The sequence below is a fragment of the Alteromonas sp. ABD4_190 genome, assembly GCF_056160105.1.
Genome location: NZ_JBSWWN010000002.1, coordinates 287,830 through 308,343, shown reverse-complemented (window position 1 = coordinate 308,343; position 20,514 = coordinate 287,830). Strand labels below are relative to the sequence as shown.

The 20,514-nt window shown below is 44.1% G+C and carries 17 protein-coding genes; 6 read left to right on the top strand and 11 right to left on the bottom strand.

The window, feature by feature from the left end:
* Nucleotides 1–41: 41 nt before the first annotated feature.
* Nucleotides 42–2,414, top strand: coding sequence for a phosphoenolpyruvate synthase (gene ppsA, locus ACXAFM_RS18940; protein ID WP_474831846.1), 2,373 nt, complete (start codon nucleotides 42–44; stop codon nucleotides 2,412–2,414).
* A gap of 304 nt (nucleotides 2,415–2,718) precedes the next feature.
* Nucleotides 2,719–2,868 carry a hypothetical protein gene (locus ACXAFM_RS18935; protein ID WP_156964778.1) on the top strand — a complete coding sequence of 50 codons (150 nt, stop codon included), beginning with the start codon at nucleotides 2,719–2,721 and terminating at the stop codon, nucleotides 2,866–2,868.
* A 716-nt stretch (nucleotides 2,869–3,584) separates the two neighbouring features.
* On the opposite strand, the gene ACXAFM_RS18930 is transcribed toward ACXAFM_RS18935, so the two are convergent.
* From ACXAFM_RS18930 to ACXAFM_RS18920, 3 genes are all read right to left on the bottom strand, one after another.
* Complete coding sequence (locus ACXAFM_RS18930) at nucleotides 3,585–5,846, bottom strand: xanthine dehydrogenase family protein molybdopterin-binding subunit (RefSeq protein WP_474835789.1); 2,262 nt, start codon at nucleotides 5,844–5,846, stop codon at nucleotides 3,585–3,587.
* Nucleotides 5,843–6,349: a (2Fe-2S)-binding protein gene (locus tag ACXAFM_RS18925; RefSeq protein ID WP_474835788.1), complete on the bottom strand. Its 507-nt coding sequence runs from the start codon at nucleotides 6,347–6,349 to the stop codon at nucleotides 5,843–5,845. The genes ACXAFM_RS18930 and ACXAFM_RS18925 overlap by 4 nt, the downstream gene beginning before the upstream one ends.
* Before the next feature lie 355 nt (nucleotides 6,350–6,704).
* Nucleotides 6,705–6,920, bottom strand: coding sequence for a PGPGW domain-containing protein (locus ACXAFM_RS18920; RefSeq protein ID WP_179983293.1), 216 nt, complete (start codon nucleotides 6,918–6,920; stop codon nucleotides 6,705–6,707).
* 413 nt (nucleotides 6,921–7,333) lie between these two features.
* Here ACXAFM_RS18920 and ACXAFM_RS18915 point away from each other — a divergent pair, with 413 nt between their 5' ends.
* Nucleotides 7,334–7,750, top strand: a complete 417-nt coding sequence (locus ACXAFM_RS18915; RefSeq protein WP_474831837.1) for a DUF4826 family protein — start codon at nucleotides 7,334–7,336, stop codon at nucleotides 7,748–7,750.
* A 57-nt stretch (nucleotides 7,751–7,807) separates the two neighbouring features.
* Here the strand turns inward: ACXAFM_RS18915 and ACXAFM_RS18910 are convergent, their stop codons facing one another.
* The 6 genes from ACXAFM_RS18910 to ACXAFM_RS18885 form a co-directional block, all read right to left on the bottom strand.
* The gene (locus tag ACXAFM_RS18910; RefSeq protein WP_474835786.1) at nucleotides 7,808–8,266 is read right to left on the bottom strand and encodes a GNAT family N-acetyltransferase; all 459 of its coding nucleotides are present in this window, start codon (nucleotides 8,264–8,266) and stop codon (nucleotides 7,808–7,810) included.
* A 9-nt stretch (nucleotides 8,267–8,275) separates the two neighbouring features.
* Nucleotides 8,276–9,442, bottom strand: a complete 1,167-nt coding sequence (locus tag ACXAFM_RS18905) for a cupin domain-containing protein (RefSeq protein ID WP_474835784.1) — start codon at nucleotides 9,440–9,442, stop codon at nucleotides 8,276–8,278.
* A 163-nt stretch (nucleotides 9,443–9,605) separates the two neighbouring features.
* The gene (purB, locus tag ACXAFM_RS18900) at nucleotides 9,606–10,973 is read right to left on the bottom strand and encodes an adenylosuccinate lyase (protein ID WP_474831829.1); all 1,368 of its coding nucleotides are present in this window, start codon (nucleotides 10,971–10,973) and stop codon (nucleotides 9,606–9,608) included.
* A 13-nt stretch (nucleotides 10,974–10,986) separates the two neighbouring features.
* Nucleotides 10,987–11,613, bottom strand: coding sequence for a high frequency lysogenization protein HflD (gene hflD / locus ACXAFM_RS18895; RefSeq protein WP_334058349.1), 627 nt, complete (start codon nucleotides 11,611–11,613; stop codon nucleotides 10,987–10,989).
* Entirely contained in the window at nucleotides 11,613–12,740 is a 1,128-nt protein-coding gene (mnmA, locus tag ACXAFM_RS18890) for a tRNA 2-thiouridine(34) synthase MnmA (RefSeq protein WP_474807061.1), read from the bottom strand. The genes hflD and mnmA overlap by 1 nt, the downstream gene beginning before the upstream one ends.
* Before the next feature lie 422 nt (nucleotides 12,741–13,162).
* Nucleotides 13,163–13,705, bottom strand: a complete 543-nt coding sequence (locus ACXAFM_RS18885) for an rRNA large subunit pseudouridine synthase E (RefSeq protein WP_474831826.1) — start codon at nucleotides 13,703–13,705, stop codon at nucleotides 13,163–13,165.
* A gap of 514 nt (nucleotides 13,706–14,219) precedes the next feature.
* Here ACXAFM_RS18885 and ACXAFM_RS18880 point away from each other — a divergent pair.
* A complete protein-coding gene (locus tag ACXAFM_RS18880) occupies nucleotides 14,220–16,439 on the top strand; it encodes an NADP-dependent isocitrate dehydrogenase (RefSeq protein WP_474831824.1) in 2,220 nt (739 codons plus the stop codon).
* 577 nt (nucleotides 16,440–17,016) lie between these two features.
* Here the strand turns inward: ACXAFM_RS18880 and cspD are convergent.
* On the bottom strand, nucleotides 17,017–17,235 hold the full coding sequence (gene cspD, locus ACXAFM_RS18875; RefSeq protein ID WP_474831822.1) for a cold shock domain-containing protein CspD: 219 nt from the start codon (nucleotides 17,233–17,235) through the stop codon (nucleotides 17,017–17,019).
* Nucleotides 17,236–17,480: 245 nt separating this feature from the next.
* On the opposite strand from cspD, the gene clpS reads away from it, so the two are divergent.
* On the top strand, nucleotides 17,481–17,801 hold the full coding sequence (clpS, locus tag ACXAFM_RS18870; protein WP_118495106.1) for an ATP-dependent Clp protease adapter ClpS: 321 nt from the start codon (nucleotides 17,481–17,483) through the stop codon (nucleotides 17,799–17,801).
* 24 nt (nucleotides 17,802–17,825) lie between these two features.
* A complete protein-coding gene (gene clpA, locus ACXAFM_RS18865; RefSeq protein ID WP_474831818.1) occupies nucleotides 17,826–20,102 on the top strand; it encodes an ATP-dependent Clp protease ATP-binding subunit ClpA in 2,277 nt (758 codons plus the stop codon).
* Nucleotides 20,103–20,265: 163 nt separating this feature from the next.
* Here clpA and infA read toward each other — a convergent pair whose 3' ends face one another.
* Nucleotides 20,266–20,484: a translation initiation factor IF-1 gene (gene infA, locus ACXAFM_RS18860; RefSeq protein ID WP_008844395.1), complete on the bottom strand. Its 219-nt coding sequence runs from the start codon at nucleotides 20,482–20,484 to the stop codon at nucleotides 20,266–20,268.
* Nucleotides 20,485–20,514 lie beyond the last annotated feature (30 nt).

Sequence of the window (20,514 nt, the reverse complement as noted above, 5' to 3'; positions counted from 1 at the left end):
ACCTCATACCCTACACATAAAAAAAGCTGGAGGCTTGGGCTGTGCAAGAATACGTACTTTGGTATCAAGAACTGGGCATGCATGATGTGGGTCGCGTAGGCGGCAAAAATGCATCATTAGGCGAGATGATTTCAAACCTGGCGAACGCCGGTGTGCAGGTGCCAGGTGGTTTTGCTACCACCGCCGAAGCATTTAATGAGTTTCTAGAGCAAAGCGGTCTAGAAGCGCGTATCCACGAAGTTTTAGATTCATTAGACGTGGATGACGTAAATGCCCTTACCGAAGCAGGTAAGAACATTCGCCAGTGGATCATCGACACGCCATTCCAGGGCAAATTAGAAGAAGAAATTAAAACTGCGTTTGTTACGCTACAGGGCGATGCAGGTGAAAAAGCGTCATTTGCTGTGCGTTCTTCGGCTACCGCAGAAGATATGCCTGACGCGTCATTCGCAGGACAACAAGAGACTTTCCTAAACGTTAAAGGATATGAAGCCGTGCTTGTAGCTATTAAGCACGTTTTCGCATCGCTATTTAACGACCGCGCTATTTCTTATCGTGTCCACCAAGGTTATGACCATAAAGGTGTAGCGCTATCTGCTGGTATTCAGCGTATGGTGCGTAGTGACATCGCTTCATCAGGCGTTATGTTTACTATCGATACAGAATCTGGTTTTGAAGACGTTGTATTTATCACCAGTTCATTTGGTTTAGGTGAAATGGTGGTACAGGGTGCCGTTAACCCTGATGAATTCTACGTTCACAAACCAACGCTAGATAAAGGCTTGCCTGCTATCGTTCGTCGTAACCTTGGCAGCAAGCTTACTAAGATGGTGTATTCAGACGATGAAGCTCACGGTAAGCAAGTTTCTATCGTTGACATTGATGCAGCTGACAGCAAAACCTTTTCACTAACAGACGATGAAGTAATGGAGCTTGCTAAGCAGGCACAAATTATTGAACAGCACTACAAGCGTCCTATGGACATTGAATGGGCCAAAGACGGCGCAGACGGCAAGCTTTACATTGTACAGGCTCGCCCAGAAACGGTACGTAGCCGTGAAGACTCACAAAGCATTGAGCGCTTCCAATTAAAAGGTCAAAGCAACATCGTTGTTGAAGGCCGCGCAATTGGTCACAAAATTGGTGCTGGTGTAGCGAAAGTACTTGATTCAATTGAAGAGATGGACAAAATCCAAGCGGGTGATGTACTGGTAACTGACATGACAGACCCTGATTGGGAGCCTATCATGAAGAAGGCTTCTGCTATTGTTACCAACCGTGGTGGCCGAACGTGTCACGCGGCTATCATCGCACGTGAGTTAGGCATTCCAGCGGTGGTTGGTTGTGGTAACGCCACTGACAGCATCAAAAACGGCGATAAAATCACTGTGTCTTGTGCTGAAGGTGACACAGGCTTCATTTACGGTGACGAACTTGAGTTTGACGTAGTGACATCACGTATTGATGCAATGCCTGACCTACCGCTAAAAGTGATGATGAACGTAGGTAACCCAGACCGTGCATTTGACTTTGCTCGCTTGCCAAATGCGGGTGTTGGTCTTGCTCGCCTTGAGTTTATTATCAACCGCATGATTGGTGTGCACCCTAAAGCACTGCTTAATTTCGACAGCCAGCCAGAAGAGCTGAAAGAAGAAATTAGCGACATGATTGCAGGCTACGAATCGCCAACGGAATACTACATCGAGAAATTGGTAGAAGGTATATCAACTATTGGTGCAGCCTTCTCGCCAGAAAAAGTAATCGTTCGTATGTCAGATTTCAAATCGAACGAATACTTCAACTTGGTTGGCGGCTATCAATACGAGCCTGACGAAGAGAACCCAATGTTGGGCTTCCGTGGTGCAAGCCGTTACATCTCTGAAGATTTCCGCGATTGTTTTGCTCTTGAATGTGAAGCAATTAAACGGGTTCGCAACAAAATGGGTTTAACCAATGTCGAAATCATGATCCCGTTTGTTCGCACGCTAGAAGAAGGTCGTAAAGTTATCGAACTTCTTGAAGAGCAGGGCCTTAAGAAAGGTGAAAACGGCCTTCGCGTTATCATGATGTGTGAACTGCCATCAAACGCACTGCTTGCAGATAAGTTCCTAGACATTTTCGACGGTTTCTCTATTGGGTCTAACGATTTGACGCAGTTAACCCTAGGTCTAGATCGTGATAGCGGCCTTATTGCGCACTTGTTTGACGAGCGCGACGAAGCAGTTAAAGCATTGCTTTCAATGGCAATTCAGGCAGCGAAGAAGCGTGGTAAATACGTAGGTATTTGTGGCCAGGGCCCGTCTGACCACGAAGATTTCGCAGCGTGGTTGGTGGAAGAGGGGATCGATTCTGTATCACTGAACCCAGATACAGTTGTAGAAACTTGGCTATACCTTGCAGAAAAGCACGGTTAATGGCGTAACGTGATGGTTCTTAATTAGATAAACGTTTGGCTCATAGTTAGTCTTAATTTAGAACCAGCTGTAACGACTTTTAAAAGAGACTTTCGGGTCTCTTTTTTATTGCTTGTTACTCAATTTACGCGAAGATTTAGGTTATTAAAGTAGCGTATTACATTCCTCAAAAAAACTATGGTTATTTAGCAAAAGTATACATTTTTGTGTGCAGAAAACATGACTTTGTGTAATTAAAATTGTAATATTACAGAGTGACTTTCACTTTGAATCTTTCATTAATAAATAACTTGGTTGAATTCTCATGGCACATAATGACAGCGCAGTTTCAGTAAACACTTCCGAAGAAAATGTTATGCAATCAGGCTCGGTGGTAGAGCAGTTGGCGCAAGCACAAAAAGAAATTAATGAACTTAAAATGCAGCTGATGTGGATGGAACGTAACTACGAGTAATTTCCTAGTCGCTAAACTCGGGCTTTAATAGTCCGAGTTTTTTGTTTGGTTGAAATGAAATTCTGAAAGTCTACATTTCGACTTTCATTTTTGGTTGGTCTTACCAGGTAAAGCTTTTTTCCTTGATGTTCAATTTATGTGCTAGTGTGATTGAATAACGTTAGCAATATTTTAGATGCAGGGAAGGGAAGAAAAATGGCTTATCGGTTCAAGTTTTTTGCTCAACCAGTAATCACTAATATAAGAACCCTTTGTGAAGCAGCACTCGTAGAATTCACCATCGGTTTGATTTGTGCAGTATTTGCTTACGCAAGCTATGGTATTTTCATCCATCTTTTCGTTGCGTGCATCGTTATCTCTCTCGCTTGCTTTTGCTTAAGTATCTACAACCTTTACTGTCTTTACTCTCATCCTTGAAGTGTTTTAAAAAATCCTGAGCTTTGTCATTAAAGTTTGATCCTAGATAAACGAAAAAACGAGTCTATGTCTAGCGTCCAAAGTGAATCTTGTACTATTTTGAATAGATAATTTCCCACGCAGAAGGCGTTGGTAAGCTTCATAGGAAAACGGCATAGCAAAACGGAACAAGCAGAGAACGGAAAGTGGTATAAAATGCACCTACAAAAAAGGGTAAACACATGATGCGTTTACCCTTTTTAAATACTTAAAGCACGGTTTTGAGATTTACCTCGTGGCGGTGCGGGTTATTTAAGTGCTTATGCTTTTAGCTGGTTACCGATAGGTAACTGTCGAATGCGCTTACCGCAAGCAGCGAAAATGGCATTACAAAGTGCCGGGGCATAAACAGGTGTAGCTGGCTCACCCACACCTGCTGGAGGGGCATCGCTTTCAATAACTTCAACTTCAACCTCTAGTGGTGAATCGCTCATACGCGGTACACGGTAGTTGTGGAAGTTACTCTGCTGTACGCGACCCTTATCAAAAGTAATACCGTCACTAATGGCAGTAGTAATACCGTAAACTGAGCCGCCCTGAGTCTGGTTTTTCACCGTGTCAGTGTTAACCACAGTGCCTGCATCAATGGCTACCCATGATTTAATCACGCTAAGATCGCCAGCGTCAGACACCTCAACTTCCACCACCGTGGCTACATATGTTAGGAAGCTGCGGTGCGCTGCTATACCAAGGCCGCGGCCTTTTGGCATCTCTCGACCCCAACCAGCCATGTCTGCCACTTTCTCAATAACATTGCGCAGGCGGCCTGTATCCAGTGGATAAACAGATTTATCACCCCAATAGTTGTTGTATTCGGCTTTTTGCTCGGTAACATCAAGAACTCTGTCAGGACCGATAACCTCTAATAGGTAATCCTTCGCGTCTTTACCTGCCTTGTGCGCCGCTTCATTGATAAACGACTGAACAGCAAACGCGTGGAAGATATTTGATACCGAGCGCATCCATCCAATACGTGCTTTTGCCGGTGCTTCACCGCGCTCTAACTTCATATTTGGCGTTAGAATAGGGTTGTCAGTAAAGCCCAAATCTAGCTCAAAGCTAAACGGCGCGTTTGCACCTTCTTGGAAGGTTGAAGCAATAGGAGAAAACGCAGTTCTGTGAAGGTATGCGTCAATCTTACCATTTTCATCTAACGCCGCTTCGACATGCTGAGCCGACACTGCATGATAGAAACCGTGCTGAATGTCGTCTTCACGTGTCCACTGAACGCGAATTGGTTTGCCCGTTTTCATTGAAAGGTATGCTGCTTCAGCTGAAAAATCAGGCTTAGACTTACGACCAAATGCCCCGCCTAGCATGGTAACGTGAACATTGATTTTTTCTTTGTCCATACCAACCATAGCGCCCACAGTTTCCATATCAGCCTGCGGGTTTTGTGTTGCTGCCCATACGTCAACGCGATCTTTATAGTACATGGCTGTCGCGCATGGCGGCTCCATGGGGGCTTGTGCTAAATGCGGCACGTAGTAGTCGGCAATTAGCTTGTCACTGGCCTTTTCTAAAACGCTCACCGCATCACCTTTTTCTCTAACAAGGGCTTGAGGTGTATTTACTGTGTTAAGTAGCTGCTCTTTAAAGTTCGCTGAGTTATAGTCGCCGTTGGAGCCATCGTCCCAAGTCACTTCTAGCGCCTTACGGCCTTGCCACGCCGCCCATGTGTTGTTTGCAATAATTGCAATACCACCTTTAGGCTGGAATTGTGGTGCGCCTTTAGGCGCAGGCATTTCAATAACGTCAACCACACCTTTAACCGCTTTCACTTTATCTGCGTTGAAACTTTTTACTTTTCCACCCACTACAGGCGGGCGCTCAATAATGGCAACAAGCGCTTTAGGCTCACGAACGTCTGCTGCAAAGGTTGCTTTACCGGTCACAATATTTTGAAGGTCGATGTGCGCCATACCCGTATTAATATAACGCCATTCTTTCCTGTCTTTAAGGGTAAGTTTATCTGTTTCTGGCGGCGTTATAGTCAGTGCGCCATTAATTAAGTCTTTATAAGCAAGGGTTTTACCTGAAGTGTGTGTTACCACATGCTGTTCAGCAACACAGGTATTTGGCTCAACACCCCAACGCTTGGCTGCAGCATGTTGCATCATATAACGTACGCTGGCGCCCATCTCACGTAGGCGCTGCATATTAAAGCGGATACTACGCGAGCCATCGGTGTTTTGGTCACCGTATTTAGGGTCGCCTTTACCCTGGATAACAATAACCTTATCCCAGGCAGCTTCCATTTCGTCTGCCACGATTTGAGCAATTGCGGTACGAATTTGCTGACCCATTTCACTGCGGTGACAGGTTACTTCAACCATGCCATCTGGGCGAAGTGCAATAAACAGGTTTGCGCGCTTAGCGTTTTCTGCTGGCTTAGCCAACACGCCTGCCATAGCGCGAGGAGCACCGCCCATAAAGTAAGTGCCAAGAACTAGAGCGCCTGCTGCAGCTGTCGATTTTAAAAAGCCGCGACGATTCATATCGAAATAGGTATTCTGACTCATGCTTCTTCTCCCGCTTTGCTTGGGTCAAAGTAGCTAACACCTGCATTGCCGGTCATTGATTTCAATGCTGACTTAATGGCTTTATGAATGCGAGGGTAGGTGCCGCACCGGCAGATATTGCCAGACATGTTCTGAACAATCTCTTCGTCGCTTGGTGTTGGGTTGGTCGATAACAGACTGGCAGCTTGCATGATTTGTCCACATTGACAGAAACCACATTGTGGTACTTTATGTTCTACCCATGCTTTTTGAACAGGGTGGTCACCATTTTCACTAAGTCCTTCAATGGTGGTAATTTTTCTGCCTTGAACGGCAGAAACAGGCAGCACGCAAGAGCGTTGTGCCATACCGTCAATGTGAACAGTACACGCGCCACATTGCGCCATACCACAGCCAAACTTAGGTCCTGTAAGGTTTAATTCGTCACGAAGGTACCACAACACTGGTGTTGATGGGTCACCAGAAAATTCGTGTTTGTTACCATTAACGGTAAACGTGATCATGGTCTTGTCTCCATAGGTAAGCGATAAACATGAACTACCCAAGCAGTACTGCGTTATTTGAACACACTACAGAATTCATACTTATACGGTTACATTGCCTGATGATACGAACTATCTAAGATGCTGAACATGCAGAGATATATGCCACTACTATTATTATTAAAGGCTTCGCAATTGTTTATTTAAATTACGTTAACACGCATTGCAGCGTTACGCATTTACATAAGATTAAATGTTAGGTGTCTGCGATAAAATAACGCAGTAATTGCGACAGACATTCTTTTGAAGTAAGAGGAATGTGAGTTGAATAAGCGAAGCGAGTATGCGATTGGGGTAGAAAAAACTTCGGTAAGCGCTATCGAAGCTTTCGCATAAGAAGAAAACGGTCTATTTTACGTGCGCTCATTGTCATTGTTCGCTGGCTATACTTAAGCCAGCCACGTGCTCTCGGCCAGTCGTAACTCAACAGTACTAAACCTGCTACGACAAAAAGGATAGAGCCAGGAAGTAATGTTAAAACGATTCCGCCAACAAATAAAATTGCTCCCAGAGTAAGTCTTAGTATACGCATTTGCCTGAACTCGCCTTAAAACATTTAATGTCTTTGAGTGTCGCTCAACTTTAACGGTTTGCCAATAATAAAAATGTAAATGTTTGTGCCCGTTTAGTATGGGTGGACGCCTATTTCAATATTAGAAAGTAATATTGAAGGGCTATTATTAAAGGGCAAACACAAAGTAATCCTCGCATTGTTGAATAAATAATCGTTTAAAAGCCCAAGTCTAATGATCAAGCCGAATGCGGTGGAAAGCATGCTAGAAATACAGTACAAAGGGGTACAGACAAAGTAGTAATTAGCGCTATACCTTAGGGTTCTTTGAAAAAAGAACGGTTTAAAACCGCAAACTATAGCGCGTGTATTGCTTGGCAATTCACGCAACAAAGTTTTGCGCAATAAAAACAAATATAAAAAAGAGATAAATCATGGCTGAACAACAAGAAAGACAACCTATCAGTGAAGAAGAGCGCGCAGATTGGGTAAGAGAGCAGTTTCAGAAAGCTAACAAGTTTCTAGCAGAAAATGGTGTATTGTTTGACACCGTTATTACTGAAGAGAGCCGTTACTTAATGCCGTATCTAGCCGTGTGGAAGATTAGAGCAATGGACGGAAAACTTTACTGGGTAATAAGTGGAGATTTACCTACTGATTATACTTCTATAGACAACGCGAAAGATGCAAAAGAAGTTTTACGTCATTTTGCTATGCACTGGCAAATGAAAGCTGAAAACTTGATTAACGCTGAGGGCGCTGATGAAAGCCAAAAAGAATTTGGTGCACTCTTAATCAATAGAGCAGAGAATTTGTTTGCCATGCAAAACACCCCAGAGCTTTGGGCGTAACAAGCAAGGCTTACAACCAGGTTATGTCGCGCTGGGTTGCGCTAGGTAACAAGCGAGCTAGTGAAGCTGGGTAACGTCTGGCAGAGGAAATCGCTCTGCCGGACATTGAAGCCTTTGTCTGGGAACGCCTGCGTCCATAAACACGTTTCCGTCCGGTTTAAACCCAATAGATTGGTGATACGACACACTTTCCAAATTACAGATAACTTTGATTATGGGAAGGTTATTTTGTTTAGCTGCTGCAACTAAAGCGCCAAACAAAGCGCGGTAAACAGGAAGTGTTCTGTGACAGCGCTTAACGGCAATACGGCCAAGTTCACCTTTTTTCGTCAAGCGCCCCGTGGCAATGGGTTCGTTTTGGTCGTTGACTATCAGCACATGGCACGCCGAGCTATCGTGTTCGTCGAACTCACTAGCTTCCGGTACTTGCCATTCTAAAACAAATACATGTTCCCTAAGTGTTTTAAGTCGATGTTTATCCTTTTCCCAATCGACGTTTTGTATAGTAAACGCCATATTTTCCTGTTAATCCTCGGCCCATTCCCAATAACCATTATTAACAAGTGTAGTTAAGGTTTCTAAAAATGTAAAAGAAGGCGCATCTTGGCAGCATGTTGCGTTCAAAACGGCACCCGATGCTAGCACTTCAAACCATTCTTGGTCACTTTTCGCAAACGTGAATTGACTGCCGTTTACATAAAGCGCGCGTGGTAAGCCACGTTTGCCATCACAAATTAAAGCGCGAATGCCAGGCGCTGGAGCAAAGCTAATCCCTGCTGCGAATTCATTTGAAATTTGCTCTAAGGTGACTTCATCGTCAAGAGGGAATTCCGGAACCCCTTGTTCGCTCATGGCTTCTAGAAGGGAGTACGTGAAATCTTCACTATTAATAGCGTCTATCAGTTGCTGTTTTAGTGCTGCAACATCGCTAGCATTCACTAATGCGCTGCTTGATTGTATTGTTCTGCCAGCATCGGTAAAGCGGTAATTTCCAGCACCTTTATCCAACATCATTGCCAAGCTTTCTGCCAATTGCAGGTTGTCCGGCGCGCGATAGCCCACCGAGTAGGTCAAGCTGTCTTCAATCGTAGCGCCATCATGAGGCCAGCCCGGCGGCACATATACCACATCGCCTGGTTCACAAATAACGTTTATGACAGGCTCAAAGCCTTCAATTTGTCTTAGTTTCGGGTGTGGGCACACTTCTTTGTAGTCTGCAGGTTTACCTACACGCCAGCGCCTTTTTCCTTTACCTTGTACAAGGAACACATCGTATTGGTCTATGTGAGCCCCAACTCCAGCTCCATTGGTAGCGAAGCTTACCATCAGGTCGTCTAGTCGCCAGTTAGGAACAAAAGAAAAAGGTGCGAGAATTGGCGCAACGTCCGGTACATACTTATCAACGCCTTGAACAAGTAGCGTCCATTTACCCTTGCATGCCTTCTCGAAGTCGCTAATTGGCCCCTGTTCAACGTGCCAGTTTCCTTGTTCATTACTTATGATTCGAGCGTCGACATCTGACTCTTGTGCGAGCCCTGCCAAATCGTTTTCATCTATAGGATCTGCAAAGTTTGGAAAAAAATTCTTTATTACCACAGGCTTTTGTTGCCAGTAGTGCTTTAAGAAAGCTTCGGCATTAAAGCCTGTACCTGTTTGTGCATCAATAAAGTACGTATTGTCGTTGGTGCTCATAGCATCTCGTTTTTGTAGGCCATTTTAGTGTTTCTTTCGTTAAACTCGATAACGATAAATATACAAAGCGCGATTTAGACCCGGTTAAAAAATGAATAAAAAGTAGGTATAAAAAACGCGGTGCTTTTGACCGCGTTTTTAGTGTAGTGGAAAGGGTTAACCCTTATAACTGATCTACCAGCCTGATTGCATCACCAATGTAAGTTGCCGGCGATAAGGCTTTTAGCTCGGCTTTAGCGGCATCTGGCATGTCTAAATTATCGATAAACTCAGCGATAACCTCAGCATTAACTTTCTTGCCACGCGTTAACTCTTTAAGTTTCTCATAAGGCTTTTCAATACCGTAACGACGCATTACCGTTTGGATAGGCTCTGCTAATAGTTCCCAGTTATTGTCTAGCTCGTTAAGCAAGCTTTGCTCGTTAACCTCTAACTTACTAATACCTTTTAGTGTGGCTTGATAAGCAATAACTGCATATCCCACACCTACACCAAGGTTGCGAAGAACCGTTGAGTCAGTTAGGTCGCGTTGCCAGCGAGAAATTGGCAGTTTAGCAGCGAGATGGTCAAATATAGCGTTAGCCAGACCTAAGTTACCTTCTGAGTTTTCAAAATCGATAGGGTTAACTTTATGCGGCATGGTTGAAGAACCGATTTCGCCAGCAACAGTCTTTTGTTTAAAGTGACCGAGTGCAATGTAACCCCAAACGTCACGATCGAAATCGATAAGTATGGTGTTAAAACGGGCAATAGCATCAAACATTTCAGCGATATAATCGTGAGGCTCGATTTGCGTAGTGAACGGGTTCCAGGTAAGGCCAAGTGAGGTAACGAACTTTTCTGAAACGCCGTGCCAGTCTACATCTTTATAGGCAGACAAATGTGCATTGTAGTTGCCCACAGCACCGTTAATTTTACCAAGCAGTTCAACGCCCGCAATTTGACTGCGCTGACGCTTCAAGCGAATAGCCACGTTTGCCATCTCTTTACCCATAGTAGTAGGAGAGGCTGGCTGACCGTGGGTACGGGCCATCATAGGTACATTCTGATAACGCTTAGCAAGTTCTACTAGCGCTTCGATTAATTTGTCACAGTAAGGTAGAATAACCGTTTCACGGGCTTCACGAAGCATTAGGCCGTGTGAAAGGTTGTTAATGTCTTCAGACGTACATGCAAAGTGAATGAACTCGTTAACCGCACAAAGCTCACTGTTGTCTGCTACTTTCTCTTTAAGGAAGTATTCAACAGCTTTTACGTCATGATTTGTAGTGCGCTCAATTTCTTTGATGCGCATCGCATCTTCAACGCTAAATTCCACTACTATTTTGTCTAGTAGTGCATTTGACGTGTCTGAAAAGGCAGGAACTTCTTCAATTTGTGGGTTAGTAGAAAGCATTTGTAACCAACGTACTTCTACTTCTACACGGTATTTTAACAAGCCGTACTCACTGAAAATACTGCGTAATTCTACGCTTTTGCCAGCATATCGACCATCGACAGGGGAAATTGCAGTTAACTGACTCAGTTCCACCTTAAGCTCCTCACTAGTTTATTAATCGTAGTGCTTTAACAGCACTGTTAAGAATGTGTTTGCGTTTAAATAATATATTTCTTCGTTTGCCGCCCATCTGACGCCACATCACCGCAGCCCTTACGCCCGCAAGTAAAAGGGCACGTACTTTGTGCTGATTAGCAGGTTGGCTCAAATAGTCTGGGTTGCCCGCCACCTGAATACGCGGAGCTAACGGGCTGATAATATCGCTGTAAATACTGGCTAATGAGGAAACAATTTGCGGATTTTGAAAGTCTACGTGGGCAAGCTGGCGCTGAACATGTGAAATGCGTTCACCGAGTTCCTGCATAGCTTTAGGCTTTCTGGCTAGCTTTCTTTCAAGACCTAAGATGCTTGCGATATAGCGGGTTAGCTCTGTGTCTTTTGTTGCTTGTTTGTCAGATAATTGCGCAGCAAGAGTAGTGTAACCGGTTTTTAGATTAGACAGTTGCCCAAACACCTGTTGAGGAGTTTCAGGGTCGGTAACCAGTATGCTTGATAAACTTGCTTCAATGGCTTCGTTTTCAGCAGAGCCTCGTCTGGCTAGCTGCTGCACTAGCGCAGCAGCCTGACATACCCCAGCTAGGGCCAAATTATTTTCTATATCGGTATCTAGCATCAGCGAATGTAACTCTCAATAATACCGCCGCCAAGGCAGACCTCTTCACTGTAAAATACCGCCGACTGGCCAGGTGTTACCGCCTTTTGTGGTTCGTCAAACACTACTTCAATGGTGTCGTGTTCAGTTGGTGTAATAGTACAAGGGATATCCGCCTGGCGATAACGCGTCTTAACCACCGCGCGCATAGGCTCATTGAGTGTTTTTCTGTCTACCCAATGTAGCTGCTTGGCAACCAAACCTTTTGAATAAAGGCGAGGGTGATCGGCACCTTGACCAACAATAAGAACATTGCGGGCAACGTCTTTATCTACCACATACCAAGGGTCATCACCGTATTTAGCTAAACCGCCAATATGAAGGCCTTTACGCTGACCTAAAGTGTGATACATCAAACCTTCGTGTTGCCCAATTTCTTCACCTTCTGCGGTTTCGATAACGCCAGGCTGCGCTGGAAGGTAGCGGGCTAGGAAGTCTTTAAACTTACGTTCGCCGATAAAGCAGATCCCTGTTGAATCTTTCTTATCATGGGTAATAAGCCCTTGCTCTTCAGCAATTTTACGCACCAGTGGTTTTTCAATATCACCCACAGGGAAAAGGGTTTTAGCAACGTGTTCTTCACCTAGCGTATACAAGAAGTAACTTTGGTCTTTGTTGTTGTCGAGACCGCGCAACATCTGCCATTTACCGTCTACCTCACGGCGGCGAACATAGTGTCCCGTGGCTATATAGTCTGCACCAAGATCTTCTGCAGCGAACTCAAGAAACGCTTTAAACTTAATTTCTTTGTTGCACATAATATCTGGGTTAGGCGTTCTGCCTGCTTTGTATTCTTCTAAAAAATACTCAAATACGTTATCCCAGTATTCTGCAGCAAAGTTGATGGTGTGCAGCTCAATGCCTAGCTTGTCAGCAACCGCTTGCGCATCTTTTAAATCTTCCGCAGCGGCGCAGTACTCATCGTTATCATCTTCTTCCCAGTTTTTCATAAAAAGACCTTCAACCTGGTATCCCTGCTGTTGAAGCAGGTAGGCTGAAACAGACGAATCGACACCGCCGGACATACCGACGATCACTTTTTTGCTGGCGTTAGATTCAATATCACTCACTACAGATTGCACACTCATTTGATTAATAAAAAAGAAACCTTATTTGTTAATGGGGTCATGCATTAACATATTTATGAATTTGCCAATACACTAACTCATTGGGTGGGCTATTCCACCAAGCTGCTATCCACCAAGCTACTAAGCAAGCCGCAACATGAGCTTCACCGTAAGCTTTACAGTAAAAAAGCACGAACAAACAGGCCCGTTTTCGAGGTCGCGGATTTTATCAGATTCCGCTCGGTAATTCACATCTAATCCTTATCTGATTAAGTAATTAAATATGTACGTGGACAAGCTTTGTTCTTAACACAAATGTTTTTGTGCGTTAATGAACACCGTAAGGTACAGCGACGCCTATCGATTGATATATTCCGAGCCTCATGGTGCCACATTAGTGTGGTCGTCAAAGGTGAATTCAAGTATCGGATTTGCTTTTATCATCAAAAGCTCACGTATTTACCATTTTCAATGCCATCTATGGTCCAGCTGCCTACTCGATATCTTATAAGGCGAAGGGTAGGGAAACCTACGTGTGCGGTCATACGCCTGACTTGTCGGTTTCTGCCTTCTGTGATGGTAATTGACACCCAGCTAGTTGGAATAGACTGTCTGAAACGCACAGGTGGGTTTCTTGGCCATACATCGGGCTGCTGCATTGCTTTTACTTTAGCTGGGCGGGTCATGCCATCTTTTAATTCAACACCATCGCGTAGTGCCTGCATGGCTTTTTCATCCATGACACCTTCAACCTGCACCCAATAGGTTTTGCTGGTCTTGGCTTTGGGGTTTGCAAGTTTGTGTTGAAGCTTACCATCATTAGTGAGTACTAAGAGGCCTTCAGAATCTCGGTCTAGGCGGCCCGCAGCGTAAACATCGGGAATATCAATATAATCTTTTAGCGTCTCTCTACCGTCCGCGTCGGTAAATTGAGAAAGAACTTGAAAGGGCTTATTAAACAGCACCACTTTGGCGTTTGAAGACATGATACTTCCGCTTGTTGATTGTCGAGATTTCGGGGGGAATTTTACTTCAAATTGAATTAACGCGCTTGAGAAAATTCTGTGCAAATAGCCGTTTCTGCACAGTAATTTGTCGATAAATTCGGTGATCTTATGTGCTAAGACAATGGTATGACTTGTAACTCAAACTTTCGACCCTATACTAATGGTCGCTCCCATTTTTATAAGAGAGCGCATCTGCATAATTATTAGACAGTTTTAGCAGTGACAAGCGGGCTTGCTTGTACATCAGACCTTACTGCTTTGCGTAACTATTAAGTTAAGCGCATGGCAACGAGGTGCTTATTGCTAACATAGGGAATTGAATAATATGCAGGGAAGAAAACAGCAAGTGACCTAATGCTTAATAAAAGCAAAAGGTGGAAAACATCAAATACGTTTCGCAATGACTGTGGGCGTAACATGACACATGTTACGGGTTGTTGCGACCTAATGGACTAAAAACGACAGTACCCTGTCGAAAAAATTGAGGTATATAATGACCAAGTCTAAGATCATCTATACGAAGACTGATGAAGCGCCAATGCTGGCGACTTACTCACTTCTTCCAATCATCCAGAAGTTTGCCGCAGCTGCAGATATCGACGTTGAGCTAAGCGATATTTCATTGGCTGCGCGTGTTTTGGCAAATTTCCCTGAGTATCTTTCTGAAGAACAAAGAGTGCCAGACGCGTTAGCTGAACTGGGTGAGATGACCCAAGACCCGAACGTTAACATCATCAAGCTTCCAAACATCAGTGCCTCAATTCCTCAGCTTCGTGCAACGATCAAAGAATTAAACGATAAAGGCTTCAACGTACCAGCTTTCCCTGATTCACCTAAAAATGCTGAAGAAGAAGAGATTCGTGAGCGTTACGGTAAGGTACTAGGTAGTGCGGTTAACCCGGTACTGCGTGAAGGTAACTCTGACCGTCGTGCGCCTACTGCTGTTAAAAATTATGCGCGTAAGCACCCGCATTCGATGGGTGAGTGGTCTCAAGCGTCTCGTTCACACGTAGCGCACATGCGCGGCGGTGATTTCTACTCTGGTGAGAAGTCAGTGACAGTAGAAAAAGACGGTCACGTTAGCATTGAATTTACTGGCAAAGATGGCAGCAAGAAAACACTTAAGTCTCGCGTAGACTTGCTTGCTGGCGAAGTGATCGACGGCATGTTCATGAGCAAAAAGGCGCTTTGCGAGTTCTTCGAAGAGCAAATTGAAGATGCGAAGAACACTGGCGTTCTATTCTCACTACACGTAAAAGCGACCATGATGAAGGTGTCTCACCCAATCGTGTTCGGTCACTGTGTAAAAGTGTTCTATAAAGATTTATTCGACAAGTGGGGCGACCTTTTTGAAGAGCTTGGTGTTAATCCAAACAATGGTCTTGGTAGCGTTTACGACAAAATCGCGAGCCTACCTGAAAGCCAGCGCTCTGAAATTCAAAAAGATATCAACGCCTGTTATGCAGACCGTCCGCCAATTGCGATGGTTAACTCTGACAAAGGTATCTCGAACCTACACGTACCAAGTGACGTAATTGTAGATGCGTCTATGCCTGCAATGATCCGTAACTCTGGTCAAATGTGGGGACCAGATGGAAAGGCGCACGACACTAAAGCGGTTATTCCTGAAAGTACTTACGCCACCATTTACCAAGAAGTTATCAACTTCTGTAAGACACATGGTGCATTTGATCCAACAACAATGGGTACAGTACCTAACGTTGGTCTAATGGCGCAAAAAGCAGAAGAGTACGGTTCACACGATAAAACGTTTGAGCTAGAAGCAGACGGCACGGTATCAATCGTTGACCAAGACGGTAACGTTCTTATTTCTCACGATGTTGAAGAAGGCGATATCTGGCGTATGTGTCAGGTGAAAGATGCACCTATTCAAGATTGGGTTAAGCTAGCGGTGACTCGTTCACGTCAATCTGGTATGCCTGCAGTATTCTGGCTTGATGACGAGCGTGCTCACGATGCGCAACTTATCAAGAAAGTTGAAAAGTACCTTCAAGACCACGATACAAACGGTTTAGACATTCAAATTATGTCTCCTGTACGCGCTATCCGCTACAGCATGGAACGTGCGCTTCGCGGTTTAGACACTATTTCAGTAACCGGTAACGTACTTCGTGACTACCTAACTGACTTATTCCCAATTCTAGAGTTGGGTACAAGCGCTAAGATGCTATCAATTGTTCCATTGATGGCTGGCGGCGGTCTTTATGAGACGGGTGCAGGTGGTAGTGCACCTAAGCACGTACAACAGTTTGTTGAAGAAGGTCACCTGCGTTGGGACTCACTAGGTGAATTCCTTGCACTAGCGGTATCGCTAGAAGATGTTGCGATTAAACACAGCAACACTAAAGCAAAGGTGATTGCTTCTGCCCTTGATAAGGCAACTGAGAAGCTACTTAACAATGGTAAGTCGCCACTTCGTAAAGCAGGTCAGCTAGACAACCGTGGTAGCCATGTTTACCTAGGTCTATACTGGGCTGAAGAAGTAGCGAACCAAACTGAAGATGCAGACCTAGCAGCGCAGTTTAAGCCAGTGTATGAAGAGTTATCTGCAAAAATTGATGACATCTTGGCTGAGATTGATGCGACTCAAGGTAGCGCGCAAGAAATTGGTGGTTATTACTACCCAGACGAAGACAAACTTTTCGCAACAATGTCTCCTAGCCAGACATTAAAAGCGATTCTTGGCGCATAGATTCTTGACGCATAATAGTAGCGTTTAGACGCGGCTGTATGATTGCATCCGCGTAAGTTTGCCTAGATAGCTGTTAGCGTTATCTAAATACAATTTAAAAGCCCGCTTATATAAGCGGGCTTTTTTATGCCGCTTACAAGTTAAGGCTGGTATTGAAAGTACGGTATAAGAAGAACGGTATAGCAAAGCGCAGAGTGAAAATACAAAGTTAGCAGGGTAAGGAATTACTAAGTTAGTAAAATTAAAAAACGCTAAACGGCGAAATGAGAAAGATATGCAGATTAAAAATAAATATGAAAGTACGTGAATAAAAACAACAGCATTAGCAGTCTGTAAGCACGAGCCCGCGCTAACTAACTCTAGAAATATGGCTAGACTTAAGAATTAATAATAAAACAGAAAACAAAAAAGAGAGAAGAGGGCTCTAGGGGTAAAAGGTGTGAGAATACGGTATATGAAAATTTAAAGACGACAAAAAACCTGACGCTAATTGCGCCCATATCACTTTCACGTAGCAAAAGCTTACAGCAAAGAAAGCAAAAGCCCGACACTAGGTCAGGCTTTATAAATTCTCTAATTAACGCTCTGGTTCTTCTTTGAAACCAATGTTCTCAGCGTGAAGACCTTTAGGGCCTTGCTGAACTTCGAACGTTACTTCCTGACCTGCTTTTAGCGAACGATAGCCTTCCATTTGAATCGTAGAGTAATGTGCGAAAATATCTTCACCACCTTCCTCAGGTACGATAAATCCAAAACCCTTTGCGTTGTTAAACCATTTAACTTTGCCAACCGCCATACTTCGACTTCCTCTTAATCCTTGAACTCACGAGTATCTGCCCCCATTATAGATCCGGAGACATTGTGGAAAGAGTATTCATTATAGAAACTTTAAAGTGACTGCTTTAGAGTGACAAACGTGTAATACTCAAAACCACTATACAAAATGTAGATTTTTTAACCATATTATGTCAAGGGCAAATGTGAATAAATTTATACAAAAGTTTGTACACATATCTGCCGGTATACCACTATTATTAAGTTATGAGTAAAGACAACGCTATTAGTATCGAAAAGGAAAAACAAAAAGACGCGCAGCGACAAAAGCCGCAGCCGCCTCCCATGTATAAAGTGTTGTTGAACAATGACGACTATACACCGATGGATTTTGTCATTGAGGTACTCAAAAAGTTTTTCAATATGGACGATGAGAAAGCCAACCAACTTATGCTGACCGTTCACTATCAAGGAAAAGCCGTGTGTGGCATTTTTACTGCTGAGATAGCAGAGACAAAAGTGATGCAGGTTAATCAGTACGCACGCAAACATCAGCATCCGTTGATGTGCACGATGGAGCAAGCATAAGGTTTTTTGTAGAGGGCGAGCAATATGTTAAATAAAGAATTAGAACAAACGTTAAACGACGCGTTTGTATTTGCCAGAGAGCACCGTCACGAGTTTATGACGGTAGAGCACTTGTTGTTGGCATTGCTTGATAACTCAGCTGCTCGCGATGCGCTCAAAGCGTGTGGTGCCGATATTGAGGCAATCAAAAGCGAACTGTTATCGTTCGTTAAAGACACCACGCCACTCATCTTAGATGACCAATTAAACGAACGGGAAACGCAGCCAACTCTGGGCTTCCAACGCGTATTACAGCGCGCGGTATTTCACGTGCAGTCGTCAGGCAAAGACGAAGTAACCGGCGCCAACGTGCTAGTGGCTATTTTTAGCGAACAAGAATCGCAAGCGGTATACATCCTCAAGAAAGCTGATGTAACTCGTCTAGATGTTGTGAACTTCATCAGTCACGGCGTTAGTAAAGCTGATGACGATGAGCCCGTTAATCCTGAAGCTTCTGAAGAAGGTGAGTCGGGTGAAGAGGGCGGTTCTGCATTAAGCAAATACGCCACTGATCTAAACCGCCACGCTAAAGACGGTAAAATTGACCCGCTCATTGGCCGCGATTCAGAAGTAGAACGCACAATTCAAATTCTGTGTCGTCGCCGTAAAAACAATCCACTGCTTGTAGGTGAAGCCGGTGTAGGTAAAACTGCAATTGCCGAAGGTCTGGCATATAGAATTGTAAACGATGACGTGCCTGAAGTTATCGCAGAAAGTACAGTCTATTCACTTGATTTGGGCGGGCTGTTAGCTGGCACCAAATATCGTGGTGACTTTGAAAAACGCTTAAAAGCGATTTTGAAAGAGCTTGGCAAAGACAAACACGCAATTCTATTCATTGATGAAATTCATACCATCATTGGTGCCGGTGCGGCGTCAGGCGGGGTAATGGATGCGTCTAACTTGCTTAAGCCTAAGCTATCTAGCGGTGAACTTCGCTGCATTGGTTCGACTACTTATCAAGAGTACCAGGGTATCTTTGAAAAAGATCGCGCTCTTGCTCGTCGCTTCCAAAAAGTAGATGTGACTGAGCCAAGTGTGAGCGATACGACCAAGATACTACTTGGGCTTAAGAGTCGGTATGAAGAGCACCACAATGTGCGCTTTACTCAAAAAGCGATTCAGGCGGCTGCTGAACTGTCAGCTAAATACATTAATGAGCGACATCTTCCAGATAAAGCTATTGATGTTATGGACGAAGCCGGCGCGAGCCAGCGTCTATTGCCACCGTCAAAACGCAAGAAGACAATCAATGTAGGCGATATTGAGCAAATTATTGCAAAAATGGCGCGTATCCCTGAGAAATCTGTATCGGCTTCTGACAAAGAAGTGCTTAAGAACCTAGGCCGCAACCTTAAGATGGTTGTGTTCGGTCAGGATAAAGCCATAGAGACGCTAAATGACGCTATTTTGTTATCGCGCTCAGGTTTAGGCAATGAAGCAAAACCTATTGGTAGTTTCCTGTTCGCTGGCCCTACCGGGGTGGGTAAGACAGAGGTAACACAACAACTGGCGAAAACCATGGGCGTTGAGCTAGTGCGATTTGACATGTCTGAGTACATGGAGCGCCATGCAGTAAGTCGTCTTATTGGTGCTCCTCCAGGCTACGTAGGTTTTGATCAAGGTGGTTTGTTAACAGACGCGGTAATTAAAAATCCGTACTCGGTAGTGCTTCTAGATGAGATTGAGAAGGCGCATAGCGACATATACAACATCCTTCTACAAGTTATGGATCACGGCACGTTGACCGATAACAACGGCCGTAAAGTAGACTTCAGAAATGTCGTGTTGGTTATGACTACCAACGCAGGTGTGCAGGAAACGGTGCGTAAGTCTATTGGCTTTAAACAGCAAGACCACAGCCACGATGCAATGTCTGAAATCAACAAGGTGTTTACCCCTGAGTTTAGAAACCGTCTTGATGGTATTATTTGGTTTAATCACCTTGACCCAGAGATCATCCTACAAGTGGTTGATAAGTTTATTATCGAGCTTCAGGCACAGCTTGACGTTAAAGGGGTGTCGCTAGAGGTAACCAGTGCTGCACGTGCTTACATGGCTGAGAAGGGCTATGACAAAGCGATGGGCGCACGTCCTATGGCTCGGGTAATTAAAGACGACCTTAAGAAAGAGCTGGCGAATGAATTATTGTTCGGTGAGCTATCTAAAGGCGGAAATGTGAAAGTAGATTGTGTTGATGACAAGCTTACCTTCGAATACTCAGGCGTTGATGCTAAGTCTGAAGAAGTAGAACCAAGCTAGAACAGCATATTCATACTGAACAGTGACCGAACGTAGCGTTAGGCAATACAACTGACGTTGTTTATCTTAGCGCTACTGTTTCTTTTTGAAACTGTAACCACTAGATACGAAAAAGCCCGATATTCATCGGGCTTTTTTTATGCGTTACCGCTTAAATGGCTCATTATCTTGCGCGATAAATGATACGACCTTTGGTCAAATCATAAGGAGTCATCTCAACAGTGACCTTATCGCCAGTAAGAATACGGATATAGTTCTTACGCATTTTACCAGAGATGTGTGCAGTCACAACGTGACCGTTTTCTAGTTCAACGCGGAACATAGTGTTAGGTAGTGTGTCCAACACAGTACCTTCCATTTCAATACAATCTTCTTTTGCCATGTAAAGCAGTTACCTCAGTAATTCAAAATT